The 16,044-nt window shown below is 56.1% G+C and carries 17 protein-coding genes; 9 read left to right on the top strand and 8 right to left on the bottom strand.

All coding sequences use genetic code 11. From position 1 onward, the window contains the following. Window positions 1-535 (bottom strand): FAD-dependent oxidoreductase (locus HXY31_RS07235; RefSeq protein ID WP_292641407.1); only part of this gene is annotated, 535 nt, incomplete at its 3' end. 52 nt (window positions 536-587) lie between these two features. Here HXY31_RS07235 and pth2 point away from each other — a divergent pair. Further along, window positions 588-941, top strand: a complete 354-nt coding sequence (pth2, locus tag HXY31_RS07230) for a peptidyl-tRNA hydrolase Pth2 (protein ID WP_292641405.1) — start codon at window positions 588-590, stop codon at window positions 939-941. Here pth2 and HXY31_RS07225 read toward each other — a convergent pair. After that, complete coding sequence (locus HXY31_RS07225) at window positions 938-1,846, bottom strand: DMT family transporter (protein ID WP_292641403.1); 909 nt, start codon at window positions 1,844-1,846, stop codon at window positions 938-940. The genes pth2 and HXY31_RS07225 overlap by 4 nt on opposite strands. Window positions 1,847-1,929: 83 nt before the next feature. Here HXY31_RS07225 and HXY31_RS07220 point away from each other — a divergent pair, with 83 nt between their 5' ends. From HXY31_RS07220 to albA, 3 genes are read left to right on the top strand one after another with little or no spacing between them, the layout of a single operon-like run. Then, a complete protein-coding gene (locus HXY31_RS07220) occupies window positions 1,930-3,513 on the top strand; it encodes a hypothetical protein (RefSeq protein ID WP_292641400.1) in 1,584 nt (527 codons plus the stop codon). Window positions 3,514-3,544: 31 nt separating this feature from the next. Next, window positions 3,545-3,778, top strand: a complete 234-nt coding sequence (locus tag HXY31_RS07215; RefSeq protein WP_366933088.1) for a hypothetical protein — start codon at window positions 3,545-3,547, stop codon at window positions 3,776-3,778. A 54-nt stretch (window positions 3,779-3,832) separates the two neighbouring features. Then, entirely contained in the window at window positions 3,833-4,138 is a 306-nt protein-coding gene (albA, locus tag HXY31_RS07210; RefSeq protein ID WP_292641396.1) for a DNA/RNA-binding protein AlbA, read from the top strand. Here the strand turns inward: albA and HXY31_RS07205 are convergent. Continuing rightward, the gene (locus tag HXY31_RS07205) at window positions 4,127-4,780 is read right to left on the bottom strand and encodes a LysE family transporter (RefSeq protein ID WP_292641394.1); all 654 of its coding nucleotides are present in this window, start codon (window positions 4,778-4,780) and stop codon (window positions 4,127-4,129) included. The genes albA and HXY31_RS07205 overlap by 12 nt on opposite strands. A gap of 47 nt (window positions 4,781-4,827) precedes the next feature. On the opposite strand from HXY31_RS07205, the gene HXY31_RS07200 reads away from it, so the two are divergent. The 3 genes from HXY31_RS07200 to HXY31_RS07190 all read left to right on the top strand — a co-directional run bounded on the left by HXY31_RS07200 (window position 4,828) and on the right by HXY31_RS07190 (window position 10,681). Continuing rightward, window positions 4,828-5,904 carry a radical SAM protein gene (locus HXY31_RS07200; protein ID WP_292641391.1) on the top strand — a complete coding sequence of 359 codons (1,077 nt, stop codon included), beginning with the start codon at window positions 4,828-4,830 and terminating at the stop codon, window positions 5,902-5,904. Between the two features lie 35 nt (window positions 5,905-5,939). Then, entirely contained in the window at window positions 5,940-7,028 is a 1,089-nt protein-coding gene (locus HXY31_RS07195) for an inositol-3-phosphate synthase (protein ID WP_292641389.1), read from the top strand. Between the two features lie 110 nt (window positions 7,029-7,138). Then, entirely contained in the window at window positions 7,139-10,681 is a 3,543-nt protein-coding gene (locus HXY31_RS07190) for a chromosome segregation SMC family protein (RefSeq protein ID WP_292641387.1), read from the top strand. Here the strand turns inward: HXY31_RS07190 and HXY31_RS07185 are convergent. Beyond that, window positions 10,678-10,851: a hypothetical protein gene (locus HXY31_RS07185; RefSeq protein WP_292641385.1), complete on the bottom strand. Its 174-nt coding sequence runs from the start codon at window positions 10,849-10,851 to the stop codon at window positions 10,678-10,680. The genes HXY31_RS07190 and HXY31_RS07185 overlap by 4 nt on opposite strands. Before the next feature lie 109 nt (window positions 10,852-10,960). On the opposite strand from HXY31_RS07185, the gene HXY31_RS07180 reads away from it, so the two are divergent. Further along, window positions 10,961-11,260 (top strand): hypothetical protein, encoded by a 300-nt coding sequence (locus HXY31_RS07180; RefSeq protein WP_292641384.1) that lies wholly within the window; start codon window positions 10,961-10,963, stop codon window positions 11,258-11,260. Here HXY31_RS07180 and HXY31_RS07175 read toward each other — a convergent pair. From HXY31_RS07175 to HXY31_RS07160, 4 genes are read right to left on the bottom strand one after another with little or no spacing between them, the layout of a single operon-like run. Then, window positions 11,257-11,898 (bottom strand): VTT domain-containing protein, encoded by a 642-nt coding sequence (locus tag HXY31_RS07175; protein WP_292641382.1) that lies wholly within the window; start codon window positions 11,896-11,898, stop codon window positions 11,257-11,259. The genes HXY31_RS07180 and HXY31_RS07175 overlap by 4 nt on opposite strands. A 27-nt stretch (window positions 11,899-11,925) precedes the next feature. Then, on the bottom strand, window positions 11,926-13,374 hold the full coding sequence (gene proS, locus HXY31_RS07170; RefSeq protein ID WP_292641380.1) for a proline--tRNA ligase: 1,449 nt from the start codon (window positions 13,372-13,374) through the stop codon (window positions 11,926-11,928). 40 nt (window positions 13,375-13,414) lie between these two features. Continuing rightward, window positions 13,415-13,708 carry a hypothetical protein gene (locus HXY31_RS07165; protein ID WP_292641378.1) on the bottom strand — a complete coding sequence of 98 codons (294 nt, stop codon included), beginning with the start codon at window positions 13,706-13,708 and terminating at the stop codon, window positions 13,415-13,417. 38 nt (window positions 13,709-13,746) lie between these two features. Then, entirely contained in the window at window positions 13,747-14,931 is a 1,185-nt protein-coding gene (locus HXY31_RS07160) for a hypothetical protein (protein ID WP_292641373.1), read from the bottom strand. 67 nt (window positions 14,932-14,998) lie between these two features. Here HXY31_RS07160 and HXY31_RS07155 point away from each other — a divergent pair, with 67 nt between their 5' ends. After that, a complete protein-coding gene (locus HXY31_RS07155) occupies window positions 14,999-16,036 on the top strand; it encodes a methyltransferase domain-containing protein (RefSeq protein WP_292641371.1) in 1,038 nt (345 codons plus the stop codon). The last annotated feature ends 8 nt before the right edge of the window (window positions 16,037-16,044 follow it).

Below are 16,044 nucleotides of genomic sequence, written 5' to 3'. Positions count from 1 at the left end.
CCTCTATGGTGTCCCTTGGTATCCAGGGCGCAAACACCTCGTACTGCGCCGACGAGAGCACGCCTTCCCTGTTGCGGTTGATTATTGAAGCGACGCCGCGGGCGTCGATGAAATAGTCGCACCTCAAGTCGCCGTCAGAAGTCTTGACAACATAACTTGTGTCGTCGCGCTGGATAGAGCGCACCGAGCACTTTACCCTGACTTCTGCGCCGGCCCTCTGAGCCTGCAGCGCGGCCTGCTTGTCAAGCGCGCGCCGGTCAAGCACTATCACCTTCTGTCGCTCGGCATTTACCTCAAACCCCGAAGACGGCGAGACTATCCTGGCCTTCTTTATCCTGTCGTTTTCTATCGCGTCAGGAACCATCCCGAGGTTCTTGATGCCTTCCATGCTAACAAGGCCGCCGCAGTGCTCGGGCGTCCCTATCTCGGCGTCCTCTTCAAGCACGACGACAGAGGCCCCGCCGGCTGCCGCCTCCCTCGCGGCCAAAAGGCCGGATATGCTTCCGCCTGCGACTGCGACCTGAAAGCCCGGCATGAGAGAAAGTCCAGCAACGTATTTCTCACTCTGATAATTAAACTATAGGAGCGTGGAAATCAAGCAGGTGATGGTGGTAAGGCGTGACCTTGGCATGGGCACGGGCAAGATTGCCGCCCAGGTGGCCCACGCGTCACTCATGGCCGCCAAAAAGGCGGAGGAGAAAAAGCCCGACTGGTTTTCAGAGTGGTTTGAAGGCGGCCAGGCAAAGGTGGTCGTCAAGGTGCAGAGCCTCGAGCAATTGATGGAAGTGAAAAAGCACGCAGACAGCCTGAAACTGCCAGTGGCACTTGTACACGACAGCGGCCGCACGCAGATAGAGCCCGGCACCGCTACTTGCGTCGGCATAGGGCCGGCGCCTGAAGACCTGGTAGACAAGGTCACTGAAAAACTAAAGCTGCTCTAGCGCCGGCTCAGTATCAGTATGCCGGCTATTATCAGCCCCGTTGCCACCACCTGAAAGACAGTTATCGACTCGCCAAGCGCTATCGCCGCTATTGCTATTCCAAACACAGGCGTGGTCGAGAACACCGACATCGTCTTTATCGTGCCGATGTGCTTGATGCCCTGCAAAAAGAACAGCAGCGCGGCGCCAAAGCCTGACACGGCAAGACCCGTTATTATGAGCCAGAGGTTGACTTCAAGGCCGGACAGCGCGCCCAGCTTGCCAGCAGCTACAACTACCGCCAGCAGGACGAGCCCGCCAAAGAGCGACTTTAGCATCGCAATCTTGGCAGGGCTGATGTCTGAAAACGTGGTGAGCCTGCGGCTGATGTTGTTGTCTATTGCCCACATCAGCATCGACGCAAGTATCAGGATGTTGCCGGCGTTGAACTGCAGGATTGTGTCTGACACTTCCATGTTAGTCGTTGCCATGAAAAGCCCGGCGATGACTATGCCCACTGCAGCCATGCCAAGCATCCCCTTTGGCCTTTCGCCGAAAAAGAGCGACGAGAGGACTATCGTAAAGAGCACCTCGCCGTTTGTGAGAATCGACGCGTCCGACGCGCTCGTCCCTTGCAGTCCGTACAGCAGGAGAATCGGGGCCGCAATCCCGCCAAACGCAGTGAGCGCCACCATGTAGCGCAGCTCCCTGCGCGATTTGAGCCTGAAAGACGCGCGGGCAAACGGTATGAGCGAAAGACCTGAAATGACGTATATCACGGCGGCAAGCGCAAGCGGGTCCACCGTTGCAAGAGGCACCTTGGCTACCGTGAATACAGAGCCGAACAGCGCGGCAGAAACAAGCACCGAGAGGTAACCAAACAGGTGCCTTCCGGCCTGCTTTTTCGCAGGAGTCTGCTCTGTCAAACAGGGGTCCTGTACGCAGGCCACATTTAATGCCTGCCGGACCCAGACAAGGGTTATATGTGGAAAAACAAAACCGGCGTTCGTTGTCCCGCAAGGGCAGTCCTGCAAACAAGAGGATAATTCTTTACGTCGTTATCGGCATACTCGCTGTTTCTGTCGTGGCCGTCACGGCCTTTGGAAGGGGACCGGCGGCCAAGACACCGGAGGAGCTTGCACGGGAACAAAGAGAACAGACCATAGCCGCCAACAAGGCGCGGTTCTGTGGAGAAAGCCCGGCAAACTCCAACGCCTACATAACAGAGCACGTGCTGCCATCAGACTGCGAGCTTCCGCTTGGCATCGCGGTTGACAGCGACAGGGTGTGGTACCTCTCGACAAAGCAGGGCACGCTTGGCAGCTACAGCCTTGCGACAAGCAAGTTCGAAGAGTTTGCAATCCCGTCGTGGCCGGCGCGCTCAAACCCCGACCCCGGCGTCTTTTCCATGACATGGGCCACCAGGATTGACAGCGACGGCAACATCTGGTTCACAGACGACAGGCAAAACCTGCTCTGGAAGTTTGACAAAGAGACCGGCGAGTTTGCAAGCTTCAAGTCGCCGGCATCCGGCCCTATATCGTTTGACTTTGATTCTGAAGGAAACATCTACCTTGTGGGTGTCAGGTCCAACTCCTTGTACTTTGGCAACGTGGCAGAGATGAACCCCGGCACGCTGGACGGCTTTACAGAGATAAAACTTCCGCTCGACGCGTTTTCAGACATTGAATTTGGCGTAGTCTCGGGCTCGCTGGCAGTAGACCGCGAGCGCGAGGTGGTGTGGACGTCTGTGCTTGCTTTTGACCAGAAGGGCCAGATCTACAGGTACGACGTTGAGGCAAACGAGGTTTCCGTGTACGACCTGCCAGAAGACCTGAAATCTCCTGTCGGCACCGCCGTTGACGGCGAGGGCAACCTCTGGGTCACGGACCACGCGACAAACATATTCTTCATGCTAAACCCTGAAACTGGCGACATTACAAGGTACTCCACGTCAGTGCTTTCGGCAAGGGTCCTTGGCGCCACGCCGTCTGACGGGGCGTACACCCTGCCGTACTGGATACAGACAGATGCAGACGGCAACCTGTGGTTCAACCAGCACGTGGGTAACAAGATAAACAGGTTCGACCCGTCGACGCAGACAATGACCGAGTACTGGATACCCACGCAGAACGCAAAGTGGGCCAACTGCGCAGAAGGCGCCGACGAATGCGGCCTTTCAAACACGCTCCAGATGTCGGTAGGGCCGTCGGGCCAGGTGTGGTTCACAGAGTGGACCGAGAACAAGATAGGCAACGTGTCAAACGCGCAGGTGCCGCTCTCGGTGTCTGCCCCAGAAGAGATAACGGTGAGCAGGGGCGACAGCGCCGAGATAAAAGTAGACCTTGCGTCTGAAAGCGCCCTTGACGTGAGCATGGTGTCGGCAGGCACCTTCACAAGCACCGGCACGCTCGGCAGCTCGACTGGGATATTCAGCCAGCAGTCTGTAAGCGTTGACGCGGGCGGCTCAAGGCAGGTGTCGTACGTGTTCACACCGGACCCGGACCTTGCGCCGGGGCAGTACGTGCTTATGCTGGGCGCAGACCAGGGCGACTTTGCGGTATTCAAGGCAGTCAGGGTCAACGTTGTATAATTAAATACGGCTCGCAACCAATCAGCACTTGGTGTCCGGCGACTATCCCGTTGCAGTAAATGAAGAAGGCATCAAGATAAAAGCAGAAAGCATGGAGCCGGAAAAGCTGTACCACTGCGTCTTTGAGAACAAGGTGTACCTCTTTTACAAGGACGAGCTCGGGCTTCTCAACTGCTACGAGGTAGACGACCCCGACGCGGTCAAAGAGATCGCAGAAAACCCCGCGGATCTAGAAAGCATACTGAAAAAACACGCGGGCCTATGAATTGATCTTTGTTCGATAAACGTTATATGCCACCGTTCCGAATAAGGGGCACCATTGTCTACCAGCACCAGCACCACGAGACCGCCAAAAGCAAGCAACGAAATTTTTATCGGCAAAAAGCCGCTCATGACCTACGTCACGGCCACGCTGGTCCAGCTGGCAAATGAGCCGACGGTCCTGATAAAGGCAAGGGGCAAGAGCATCACGAGGGCTGTCGACGTGGCGCAGATAATAGTGAAGAGGATGGACACCATCGGCTACAAGATAGGCCAGATAAAGCTCGGCTCGGAGCAGGTGACGTCTGAAGACGGCAAGATGCGAAACGTCTCTACGATAGAAGTGCCCATCTCAAGGGCGTAGGCCGCCTGCAAGAAACTGCGTGCCATAGTACGCCAGGACGCCTGCAAGTGCAAGCATCATTATTTTATAGTATTTTGAGCCAAGCACCGAGCTCCCCTTTGACGCAAGGTATGCGGTGGCGCCGAGCCAGGCATAGTCCATCCAGACGTGCAACCCGAACAGCAGGCCCACGCCTGCGACCGGCCCGAACGAGGACGAGTCTGCCACGAGTTTCAGCCCCGCTGTCAGCCACCAGACCAGAAAGAACGGGTTGAGCGCTGTCAGCGCGACGCCTATCGCAAAGGGCGTCCTCTTTTGCGTCGCTTGTTCCTGTATTCTTTGTTTCAAGACTGAATACACCTGGAGCGCCGCAAAGCCAAGAACGGCGACCCCGCCCACGATTGCTATCGGAGCGGAATATTGCTCAACAAACGCCGGCGCGGAAAACAATCCTGCGGCAACAGCCACAATGACTGCTATTTCCACCACTGCATGGCCGTGCGCCACCTTGACGCCGGACATCGCTCCCTGTCCCGAGCCGCACAGCATGTTTGCGACAAACAGCGGCCCGGGCGCAAGCACTCCTGACGCAGAGACTGCCACCACCTCGGCCCCGAACGAAAGCGCGTCCACCTGCATGGTTGCGCCGGCGTTGCTTGTCAAGTTTGCGCACACAACGCAAAAATACGTCAGACTTGAAGTCTAGGGAAATGGTGGTCGACACCATCCGCACGCTGAAGCTCCTGAGCAAGTGGGGCGCAAACATGGCAGTCGGCAGAAGGCGGCCGGTGATAGCCGTGTTTTCAATGACGCACTATTGCAACTTTTACTGCCCCATGTGCCCGTTTGGCGACGCGGACAAGGAGGGCCAGATAGTGCTTGCAAGGAGAAAGGACCTGACGACTGAGCAGTGGAAGACCGTGTTTGACAAGGTATCTAGCCACTGCGTGTGGTCGATAATAGAGGGAGGCGAGCCCACGAGCAGGCCTGACTTTATGGAGCTTGTGCGCTACCTGCACTCAAAAAAGATGCCCATCACTCTCATCACCAACTGCTCGCTATTGCACACAATCGACCTTGACGAGCTGAAAAAGTACATCCAGTTTGTCACGTGCAGCATCGATTCCGTGTTTGAAGAGCCGTACTGCAAGGTCCGCGGCGTGACGCCGCAGACGTACAGGCGGGTGATGGACAACCTGCAGCTGCTGACAGAGCACAAGGTGCCCCATTACTTCAACAGCGTCATAACAAAATACAACACTCAGGAATTCATCGACCAGACGTATTTTGACCGCGCAAAGGAGCTTGGCGCAAACGCGGTCTCGTTCACTTTTGTCGAGGACCGGTCCGATGTCGACTACTCGTTGTTACCAGACAGAGAAACCATGAACAAGGTCTGTGCAAGCATCCTTGACTACATGGGCAAAAAGAAAGAGCCGCAGGTGATGATCCCGCCAGAGTATTTCCAGCAGATACTGCAGGACGGCAGGGGCCACTTTGACGAGTGCGGCGTGTGGAAGAGCATCTTTGTAAACGGCAATGGCACGGTCATGGTCCCGTGCTGGAAGTTCAACTCGCCTGAAAACACGTACAGCCTGCTTGAGCATTCAGTCGACGAGATATGGAGCGCGCCCCAGTGGGACATCGCAAAGACATGCCACGACTGCGAGGTGCTTGGCTGCATCTGGTACTCGTCGCAGCCTGTCACTACTTTTGCAAGGAACTACATGCGCGGGCTTGGCAAGATGATAAGCAAGGAGCGGCCCGAGCTTGCAGAGGCAGTCTAGAAGATATATTAAGCTGACCAGATTGCAAAATAGCAATGCGTAGAAAGGTCAAGGTTGCCGTTGCAGGCATTGGCAACTGCGCTTCTGCACTCATCCAAGGAACTCGTTATTACCGCGAAAACCCCGAAGCAAAAAAGCAGGAAAGCGACTGGATAGGGCTCACTGCATACAACCTGGGAGGGCTCGAGCCATCTGACATCGAGTTTGTGGCGGCCTTTGACGTGAACGCCAAGAAGGTGGGCAAGGACCTTTCAGACGCCATATTTGAAAAGCCCAACAACACGGTCCGCATCGTAAAGGAGATGGACAGGATGGACGTCAAGGTGCAGAAAGGCGAGGTCCACGACGGCATCGGCCGGCACCTGGCGCAAAAGATCAAGGTTGCAGACGGGCCTACAGTCAACGTGGCGCAAGTGCTAAAGGACACCGGCGCAGAGATGCTTTTGAACTATCTCCCAGTCGGGAGCAGGCGCGGGACGCAGTATTATGCCGAATCGGCCCTTGACGCGGGCTGCGCGTTTGTCAACGCCATTCCGGTATTCATCGCTTCTACTCCAAAGTGGCAGCAGGCCTTTGTAGGCCGCGGGCTTGCGTGCGCAGGCGACGACGTGATGAGCCAGCTCGGGGCAACAGTCGTCCACAAGACGCTGGTGAAGCTGTTCGTCGACAGGGGCGTCAGGGTCAACGAGACGTACCAGCTGAACATAGGAGGCGACATGGACTTTTACAACATGCTCGACGAGGACAGGCTCGAGGACAAGAGGGTGAGCAAGACCTCGGCAGTGGCGGCAATGGCGCCTTACCCGGTGCCCATGAGGATAGGGCCGTCCGACTACGTCGAGTTCCTCGACAACGACAAGGTGTGCTACATTTCGATAAAGGGCCAGTATTTTGGTGGAATCCCGGTGGAACTTGACCTCAAGCTGAAGGTGGTGGACGCCTACAACTCTGCAGGCGTCATGATAGACGCTGCACGCTGTGCCAAGATAGCCATCGACAGAGGGATTTCAGGGCCTCTTGAGAGCATCTCGGCCTACTGCTTCAAGCACCCGCCCATCCAGATGCCCTATTCCGTGGCAAAGGCCAACTTCCTCGAGTTCGTAGAGGGCAAGCGCGAAAGGTAACATCTGCAATCGTCGTTGAGACGATGAGATTAAAAAAAATTCACAAAAAGGAGCTGTAACCTCTGCTACTACGCATATTAGCCGTTTGCAACTTCTCAACCCAGTAGCGCTTGGTACACATAAAGAAGCTAGAAGTGTACGGGTTCAAGTCGTTTGGATTCCGCAACACCGTCGTGCACTTTGAGAATGGGCTCGTCGCTATCACCGGTCCAAACGGCTCTGGCAAGAGCAACATACTTGACGCCATCATGTTTGCAATAGGCGAGAACAGCCCCAAGGCCATGAGGGTCGACAAATTTCAATCATTATTTCACGACTCGCAGAACCCGGGCCACAGACTTGTCAGGGTGAGCATCACGTTTGACAACCTCGACCGCGGGATACCTATGGACGAGGACACGGTCACCCTCACGAGGGAGATGGAAGGGCTGACAGGCGACTCGCAGTACCTCCTGAACGGCAAGAAAGTATCGAAAACCGCCATCATGGAACTGCTCGAAGTCGTGCTCTCGGCGCCAAACAAGCTGAACATAGTCCAGCAGGGCATGATTACCAGGATATCAGAGCTCAATTCTGAAGAGCGCAGGAAGATAATAGAGGACATCGTCGGGCTGTCGTACTTTGACGAGAAAAAGGCAGAGGCGATGAAGCAGCTGGACGAGGCTGACAGGCGCCTCGAGGTGGCGTTTGCAAGGATGGGCGAGATCCGAAAGCGCATCGACGAACTTGAAGCAGAGCGCAACGACCAGCTGCGCTACGAGCAGATAGGGTCTGAACTAAAGCGGTTCAAGGCAGTCCAGATATCAAACAACATTAGGATTGTAAGGAACAAGCTGGCGACAAGCACCCAGATACTTGACGGCAACAACCAGCGCTCGGCGCAGCTGACAAAGCAGATAGACGAGCTTCGGCAGGAGATAGAGGGCCTTGAAACTGAAAAGGTCAAGTTCATGGAAGAAGTCGACGCGGCAAACAAGGCCAAGGCGCAGATAGCTACTCGAACTGCTGCAATCGTCCACGATTCCGAGCGCGCAAAGGCGATGCTTGGCGAGGCGCAGAGGAGGATTGCAGACATTGAGAGGCGCCTGCCGCAGATAGAATCAGGCAGGCAGGAGATATCCGGCAGGGGCGACGGAATGAAGACAGAAGCAGAGCGCCTGCGCGCAGAAAAGGAGCAAAAACAAGCAGCGCTCGAATCGCTCAAGACAAGGCTTGATGGCATAAACGCGGATGTCGAAAGGATAACTGCAGTAATTGCGCGCTACACAGGCGCAAGGCAAAAGCTCGAATCAAGGCTCAAGCGCCTGTCATCGCTGAAAAGCGCGATGGAACTTGCGTCGGCAAGGACTGAAGAAAAGATAAACACGATAACCTACAAGGCAAGCTCGGGCGATTCCGCGATGGCATCGCTCAGGGCAGAGATTGACGCGGCAAGGACGCGCATTTCAGACATGGAGCAGGCGCTCAAGTCAGACGGCGCGCGGCTGGCCGAGATTTCAAAGGAGATAGACAGCCTGAGAGAGGTCAAGACCACTTTGGAGCACGAGCTTGCAGGCTCGGCCACGCTCCTTTCAAAGGCCGACAGCATGGCGATAAAGTTCGAAGAAAGGGCGAGCATCGCCAAGCACGCAATGAACGAGGACTTTGCGATAGCCGAGCTCACAAAGGACAGCAAGAAATTCGGCATAAGGGGCCTTGTAAGGGACCTGATACGCTATGAAAAAAGTTACGAGCGCCCCGTGCTTGCTGCCGGCGCGGAATGGATGAAGGCCTTTGTGGTCGACGACGTAAGGGCCATGATAGCAGTTGCGGCGTACGCAAAGGAGAAAAAGCTCCCGCGCCTGCGGATTATCCCGCTTGACATTGTCAACCGCTACAGGTCAGGCCGCAAGAACACCGGAAGCGACAGGAACGTCATAGGCAATTTGTCAGGCGTTGTCTACAGCGAGTACGAGAGGCTGCCCGAGTTCCTGTTCTCAGACACGATACTTGTTAAGAACTCGTCGTCGGCATACATGCTTGCAAGGCAGGGATTCCGGGCAGTGTCGGTAGAAGGCGAGCTGTTCGAGCCCGCAGGCGGCTCGATGGCGCTTGACTTTGGTTCCAAGATATCTGACCTGACAAAGGCGATACTGCTTGGAAGTTCTGTAGAGGGCCTGCGCGAAATGCTGGGCAAGCTGGCAAAGGTGGTGGAGAAAAAGAACGCCCAGCTGCGCGAAGCATCAGAGCGCCTGGCAGCCGCAGAGGCTGAAAAGATAAAGCTTGACTTGAACATTTCAAACAAAGAGTCCAGACTTGCGTCAGAGCAGGAAGCGGCAAGGGCAAAAGAGAGGATGCTCTCAGAGCTCGTCTCAAGGGCTGGCCTGCTCGAGTCGGAGGGCCAGTCGCTTGCTACAGAACTTGCAGTTTTCAGGAGGAGGCTTGAGCTCATCGCGCCTTCTGCCGAGCGCGTGTCGGCGCGCCTTGCGACCATCGACGAGTCTGCTGCAAAGGCCGAGCTTGCGTCGATACAGGTGGAGCGCAACCAGGTGGTCAAGCAGGCGGACGGCGCAAACATCGAGCTGAGCCAGATATCGACCGCGCTTGGCGGCATCGAAAGCAAGCTCGAGTTTGACAGGCGCCAGCTCGATCAGCTGGAGGAGGAAAAGACGCGCCTGTCGATGGAGCTTGAGCAGAGGAAAAAGCAGGTCGACGAATTGCAGTCAAAGTCGCAGTCGCTTGAGGCGGAACTGAAATCGCTCAGGGACCAGGAGCAGCAGATAATCGACGCGTCCGGGAACGCGTACGGCGTGTTGCAGGAGTACGAGCGCAAGATAAAGACGCGGTCAGAGGACGAGCGCAGACTGACAAAGGAGAACAACGTGCTAGAGCGCGAGTCGGCGCTTTTGAAAAAGGACGTTTCTGACCTGACAGAAAAAGAAGCGCGGCTGACAAACGACCTTGTATGGCTTGGCTACAAGAGCCTGCTTGACTCTATGGACGTCGAAGCCGCGATTATAGAACTGTCAAAAGAATACGAGGGTGTCAAGTCGCGCATCAACCTGCGCGCCGACGAGGCGTACGTGCAGGTCATGGAAGGCTACAGGGGCATGTCGAGCAGGCGCAACCAGCTTGAAAGCGAGCGCAACTCGATTGTCTCTTTCATAGAGCAGATAGTCAAGGAGAAGAAGGAGATGTTCATGGAGGCCTACAACAGGGTCGACTCTGACATCCGCGCCACGTTTGCAAGGCTCACCGGCGGGACTGCACATCTTGAGCTTGAAAACCCGGACGACGTGTTTGCAGGAGGCGTGATGCTCCTGGTGGCGTTTCCAGGCAAGGTAGCCCGCGAGTCAACTGCGCTGTCGGGCGGCGAAAAGACGATAACTGCCACCGTGTTCCTGCTTGCGCTCCAGTCGCTCAAGCCGTCGCCTTTCTACCTGATGGACGAGGTCGACGCGCACCTTGACGCGCAGAACACTGAGCGCCTGTCAAAGGTGCTGACTGAGCGCTCGCAGAACAGCCAGATAATAATGGTGACGCTCAAGGACTCGACGGTTGCAAAGGCGTCGCTCATCTATGGCGTTTACCCGAGGCAGGGCGTCTCGCAGGTCGTGAAATACAGGAACCCCTCGCAGGTCCCGCTAGCGCAGATAGCCGCCGAGGGCAGTTAAAGGTCGTTTATGTGGAACTTGGACATGCAGCCGGTGCATTCGTAGATCTCGTCGCCCACGGGCCCTGAAACCTTGAACTTGACAATCGTCGTGCACTTGGGACACCTGCCGTCAACCATGGCGGTCTTTTTCATCGGCCGGGCGCTGGTCTTTCTTCTTCGACTCCCCATTACACCAGCATGGCTGCAGTACCGTTTTATAAACTAAATTTCTGAGATTACCTGACAAAAGTGCAGACTGGTCGTACAGGTTTTATACCGAGCACGACAAGTCGCATCCGTGCTTTTGCCCGAGTCGTGCTCCGTGAAGGTGGACGGCGTGGAGTGCAGGCTGCCGCCGACGCAGGTTGTCTCTGTCCATTCCAGCGACGGCGAGTACATGGTGGCAGTCGTGTGCGACGACCACAGGGCAGGAATCGAGGGCAAGCTGCGCATGCTGCAGAAGGAAGGAAGGGTCCCCGCAGGCCAGATACGCTTCCAGCCCGTGCTTCCGGTGGTCACCGACTGCGTGACTGGCATGGAAGAGGACTATGTCGAGATCGAGCTAAAGCGCGGGGTAGACTCTGACAGAAAGGCCTAGGTTTCTTCCTCGTCGTCGTCCTTGACGGCCCACGGGAACCACTTGCCTATTATCTTGCCCCAGTCTATCCTGAGCGAGTAGTATATCACCAATCCCATGATGGCGACGCTTGCCACCGTGAGAACTACAAGCGTCAGCGTGTCCTGCGTGTTTGTGACCACGTCTTCCACAAGCGGCCTGCCAAGCAGGATTGCGCTCCACACTATTGCCTCGTTCATTGCAAACTTGCCCGCAAAAGTGGCAGTCACGAACTTCCACGGGCTGTACTTGGCAAGGCCAAGCGGTATGTAGACGACGTCGTCCGGGACCGGCGTCGCGGCGGCTATAAACGCGCCGGGCCAGCCGTACCGGCTGACAAGCCTCTGCAGCGGCAGCATGCGTTTTCTTGTCTTTGTGCTGAGCAGGTTTCGGCCATAGTAGCTTGCGAAAAAGATTATCGTCTTTGCTATGACTGCGCCTGCCGCGCTTGAAACTGCTATCAGGTGCGGGTCGAGCTTGTCGCTGATGGCGGCAGCCAGGAGCACCGGGGCGTACGGTATTGGGATGAACACGACTATGCTTCCGACAAAGCTGATGAGCAGTATGCTGAGATACCCAAGCTCATTGTCGAAGGGGAACAGGTCCCCGATGCTGACCAACTGGACTAGGTCAAAGCCTTTCCTTTATTAGTATGCCCTTCCGAAAAAGGCCAGCTTTTTCGCAGGCTCGCCGCAGTATATGCACCTGTCAGGTTTGCCTTCCTGGTCAAATGGTATGACGCGAATGTCCGCTCCGGTTTCGTCCTTTATCTTCAGCTCGCACTCTTGCGCCGTGCACCAGCCGGCCGCGGCAAAGCCGCCTTTATCTATCGCTGCTTTAAAGTCGTCATAGGTCGCCGGCCTGCTCATGAACCCGTTGAGTATTGTCCTTGCATTTTCGTAGAGTTTTTGCTGGACCTTGCCGAGCAGGTCGTTTGTAACGTCGACCAGCTTGGACTGCTCGTGCTGTGCCTTTTCCCGGTTGTCGCGTCTCACAAACTCGAGCACGCCCTTCTCGATGTCGCGGGTGCCTATGTTGATGCGCAATGGAACTCCTTTCATCTCCCACTCGTTGAACTTCCAGCCCGACGTGTACTCGTCCCTGTCGTCGACGTGCGCCCTGATGCCTGCCTTCTTCAGCTCCTGCGCTATTTCTGCCGCCTTGCCCTTGACAAGCGCGGCGTCCTTGTCCTTGTGTATCGGGACTATGACAACCTGCACCGGCGCGACTCTTGGCGGGATTATCAGCCCCTTGTCGTCGCCGTGCACCATTATGAGCGCGCCTATCAGCCTCCACGAAACGCCCCAAGAAGTCTGCCAGGCAAAGTGCTCTTTCGTGTCCTTGCCCAAGTACTTTATCTCAAAAGGCTTTGAAAAGTTCTGGCCTAGGTGGTGCGACGTGCCCATCTGCAGCGCCTTTCCGTCTGCCATCATGCCCTCAAGCGTCATCGTGTATTCTGCGCCGACAAACTTTTCCTTGTCGCTCTTGAAGCCCCGGATTGCAGGCACTGCCAAGTAATCTTCTATCAGCTCCCGGTAGATGTCAAGGATGGTCATGACCTCCTGCTCGGCCTCCTGTGCTGTCGCGTGCACGGTGTGGCCTTCCTGCCAGAGGAACTCTGACGTGCGGACAAACGGCTTGGTGGCCTTGATCTCAGCGCGAAGAGCAGAGTTCCAGAAGTTTATCTTCAACGGCAGATCGCGGTAGCTTGTTATCCACTTTGCAAATATCGAATACGCAAGCGTCTCTGATGTCGGGCGCAGCGCGAGTTTTTCGCCGACGTCGTTTCCGCCGGCCTTTGTCACCCAGAACACCTCAGGAGTAAAGCCGGCAAAGTGGTCCTCCTCCTTTGAGAGCAGGCTCTCAGGTATCAGGACAGGCAGAAAGCCGTTCTGGTGGCCCGTCTCCTTGAAGCGCCGGTCAAGCAGGTCGCGGATAGACTCCCAGATGGCATAGCCGTAAGGCCGAAGCACGATAAAGCCCTTTACCGGCGCATAGTCGGCAAGGCCGGCCTTGAGCACCACCTGCGTGTACCACTCGCTAAAGTCTTCGCTCTTTTTGACCGTAATGCCGACTGCTTCCTTTGGAGAGCTCAATTAACTGCAAACAACGCCGGAGGGTTTATGAAGTTTTGCGCTACAGCGGCTCGCCCTTGCAGTACACCTGGCCGGAGACCCTGCTGTGGAAATTCTTGCAGACGTAGCACTGCAGGAACCCGACGTCCTGCTTCAGCACCGGGCAGTCGACTGCCTCCAGCTTCATGCGCTTTATCATCTTGGGGCTCACGCCTTTTATCTTCAGCTTGCCCTTCTCGTCCATCATGCCGGAGCTCTGGAGCTCGGCCTTGGCCTTGTCGGTTATCTTGACTGACTTTTCTACAGGCTTTATCGGGACAACAAACTTGACGCCTTCTGGAAGCGTGTCGCTCATCGGCATGACTTCTCTCCAGAAGTATATGACCCTTTGCGTCAGAAATCAGTTATCCTAGTCTGCGACCTGAGCGACCTGCACATCTGGCTGTGCCGTGTTATTTCTGTCTTTGACTGCGACATCGTAGAGCAGGCAAACGCAAGCGCGCTTTCAAGCGAGTCAAAGTTTGCCGCCGGTTTTTTCATGGCTTCGCGCACGCCCTCCCGTATCTGCCACACACCGACTGGCATCACGTACTCGGGATGGATTTCGCGAAGAACAAGCGCGGCGGATTTTCTGTTCCTTTTTGACAGGTGCTCGGCGACTGCAAGCCTGGCCGCAAAGTACGCGCCTGCAATAGAGGGGTAGTGGTCAAGCCCCCTTGCGTCCTCGTAGTCGGCTCCAACTGCCATCTTGCCGTCGCCGGCGTACCAAGACTCTATCATCTCAAAGCTCCACACGCTGTCAGGCACCAGTATGACAGAGTAGTAGTTGCCAAGGTGGGAGAACTGCCTGACCTCGTGGAAGGTTATCTCGGCGTTTGTCTCGTTCTGTTTGACAAGCCTGGCAGATATCATGTCGTCGGTAGCAGTTATGCTCCAGCGCGTGGGCACCAGCTTGCGGTTCTTTTTCACGCCAAGCATGCCGACAGAAAGCACTCTGTGTATCCTGCTTGACTCGACTCCTTTTTCATACAATTCGATGACGGCGTCTGCCGCCTTCATGTCGCCGTCGTAAAACGCGGCCTCTATCTTCTGGTCTGCAGAAAGCGACGACGCCTTGAACGTCTTTATCGGGGCGGCAGGCCCGAACGGCGCGGCCTCGCTGTTCAGCCTCAATTCCCGTGCAAGGTCGGTGTCTGCAAGCGGCCTCTTTTCAAACGTGGCCTCGCTCTCTGCAGGCCTCTCGGACATGGCAAGCTCCTGCAGTTGTTCAATGTAGCGGCCTTCAGTCTGCCCCACGCTCAGGCTTGACACGCCCCTGACAAGCGACAGCCTGAAATTGGCAATCTCTTCGAGGCTCTTTCCGACCCACATCTCGCTCTTGTCGTATGCAGTGGTGTCGCCGTGCACGGGCGGTATCATGGGCCCGACCCTGACCTTCGGGTAGCCGTACCTTCCGACGAAAACCGAGGGCGGGCTTGAGCCGTCAAGCGAGTCCATCGACAGCTTGGCAGAGTTTGCCTTCAGAAACTCGAGCCAGTTCTGCTCAAGGCGGCGCTTTATCTCTGCCGGCGTGGACAACGGATATTGATGGCGCAGGTTGCTTATTTGCTTAAGGCTTATTTGCCACAATCGACGCTGTCAGGTCATGGCAAACTTTCCCGAAAGGATGCTCTCGATTTTAAACGACGGCATGCTCTGCCTCATGACAAGCATCGGCCACAGGACGGGCCTCTTTGACGCCATGTCCAGGATGGAGCCTGCGACAAGCCAAGAGATTGCAAAGGCTGCAAAGCTGAACGAGCGCTATGTGCGCGAGTGGCTCGGCGGCATGGTGACTGGCAGGATTGTAGAGTACGACGCTGCAACCGGCAAGTACAGGCTGCCGCCGGAGCACGCTGCCGTCCTGACCCGCGCTGCAGGAATCGACAACCTGTCCATGCTTGCGCAGTACATTGCGCTCATGGGAAACGTGGAGGACAGGATAGTGGAGTGCTTCCGCAGGGGCGGCGGGGTTCCCTATTCGGCGTACCCGAAATTCCAGGAGCTCCAGGCAGAAGAGACTGCGCGCGTCTTTGACGCAAGGCTTGTCGACCAGATACTGCCCCTCACAGGCATGGCCGACAGACTGAGAGAAGGCGTCGATGTGCTTGACGTGGGCTGCGGCGGAGGCCACGGCATAAACCTCATGGCAAGGGCGTTTCCAAAAAGCAGGTTCTATGGCTACGACATTTCGCGCGACGGCATAGCGGCCGCAAGGGCGGAGGCAAAAAAGATGAAGCTTGCAAACGCCCACTTCAAGATTGCAGACGCCGCCAAGCTCGAAGACAAAAGCAGGTTTGACCTGATAACAGCGTTTGACACGATACACGACCAGGCAAAGCCGGCAAAGGTCCTGAAGGGGATAAGCAGGGCGCTCCGCAAGGACGGCGTTTTTCTGATGGCAGACATCGCCGCGTCGAGCAACCTGCATGAAAACATGGAGAACCCGCTCGCGCCTACGCTCTATACCATCTCGACAATGCACTGCATGACGGTATCTCTTGCCTACGGAGGCGATGGCCTGGGCACAGTTTGGGGCAGGCAGAAGGCATTGGAGATGCTAAGCCAGGCAGGCTTTGGCAACGTAGAGATAAAGAACATTGACGGCGACATATTCAACCACTATTACATTGCAAGGAAATAGTTGCGAAT

This window comes from Nitrososphaera sp., assembly GCF_013388945.1.
Taxonomy (GTDB): domain Archaea; phylum Thermoproteota; class Nitrososphaeria; order Nitrososphaerales; family Nitrososphaeraceae; genus Nitrososphaera.
The sequence above is the reverse complement of the archived record's forward strand: the minus strand, read 5'-3'. Positions and strand labels throughout refer to the sequence as shown.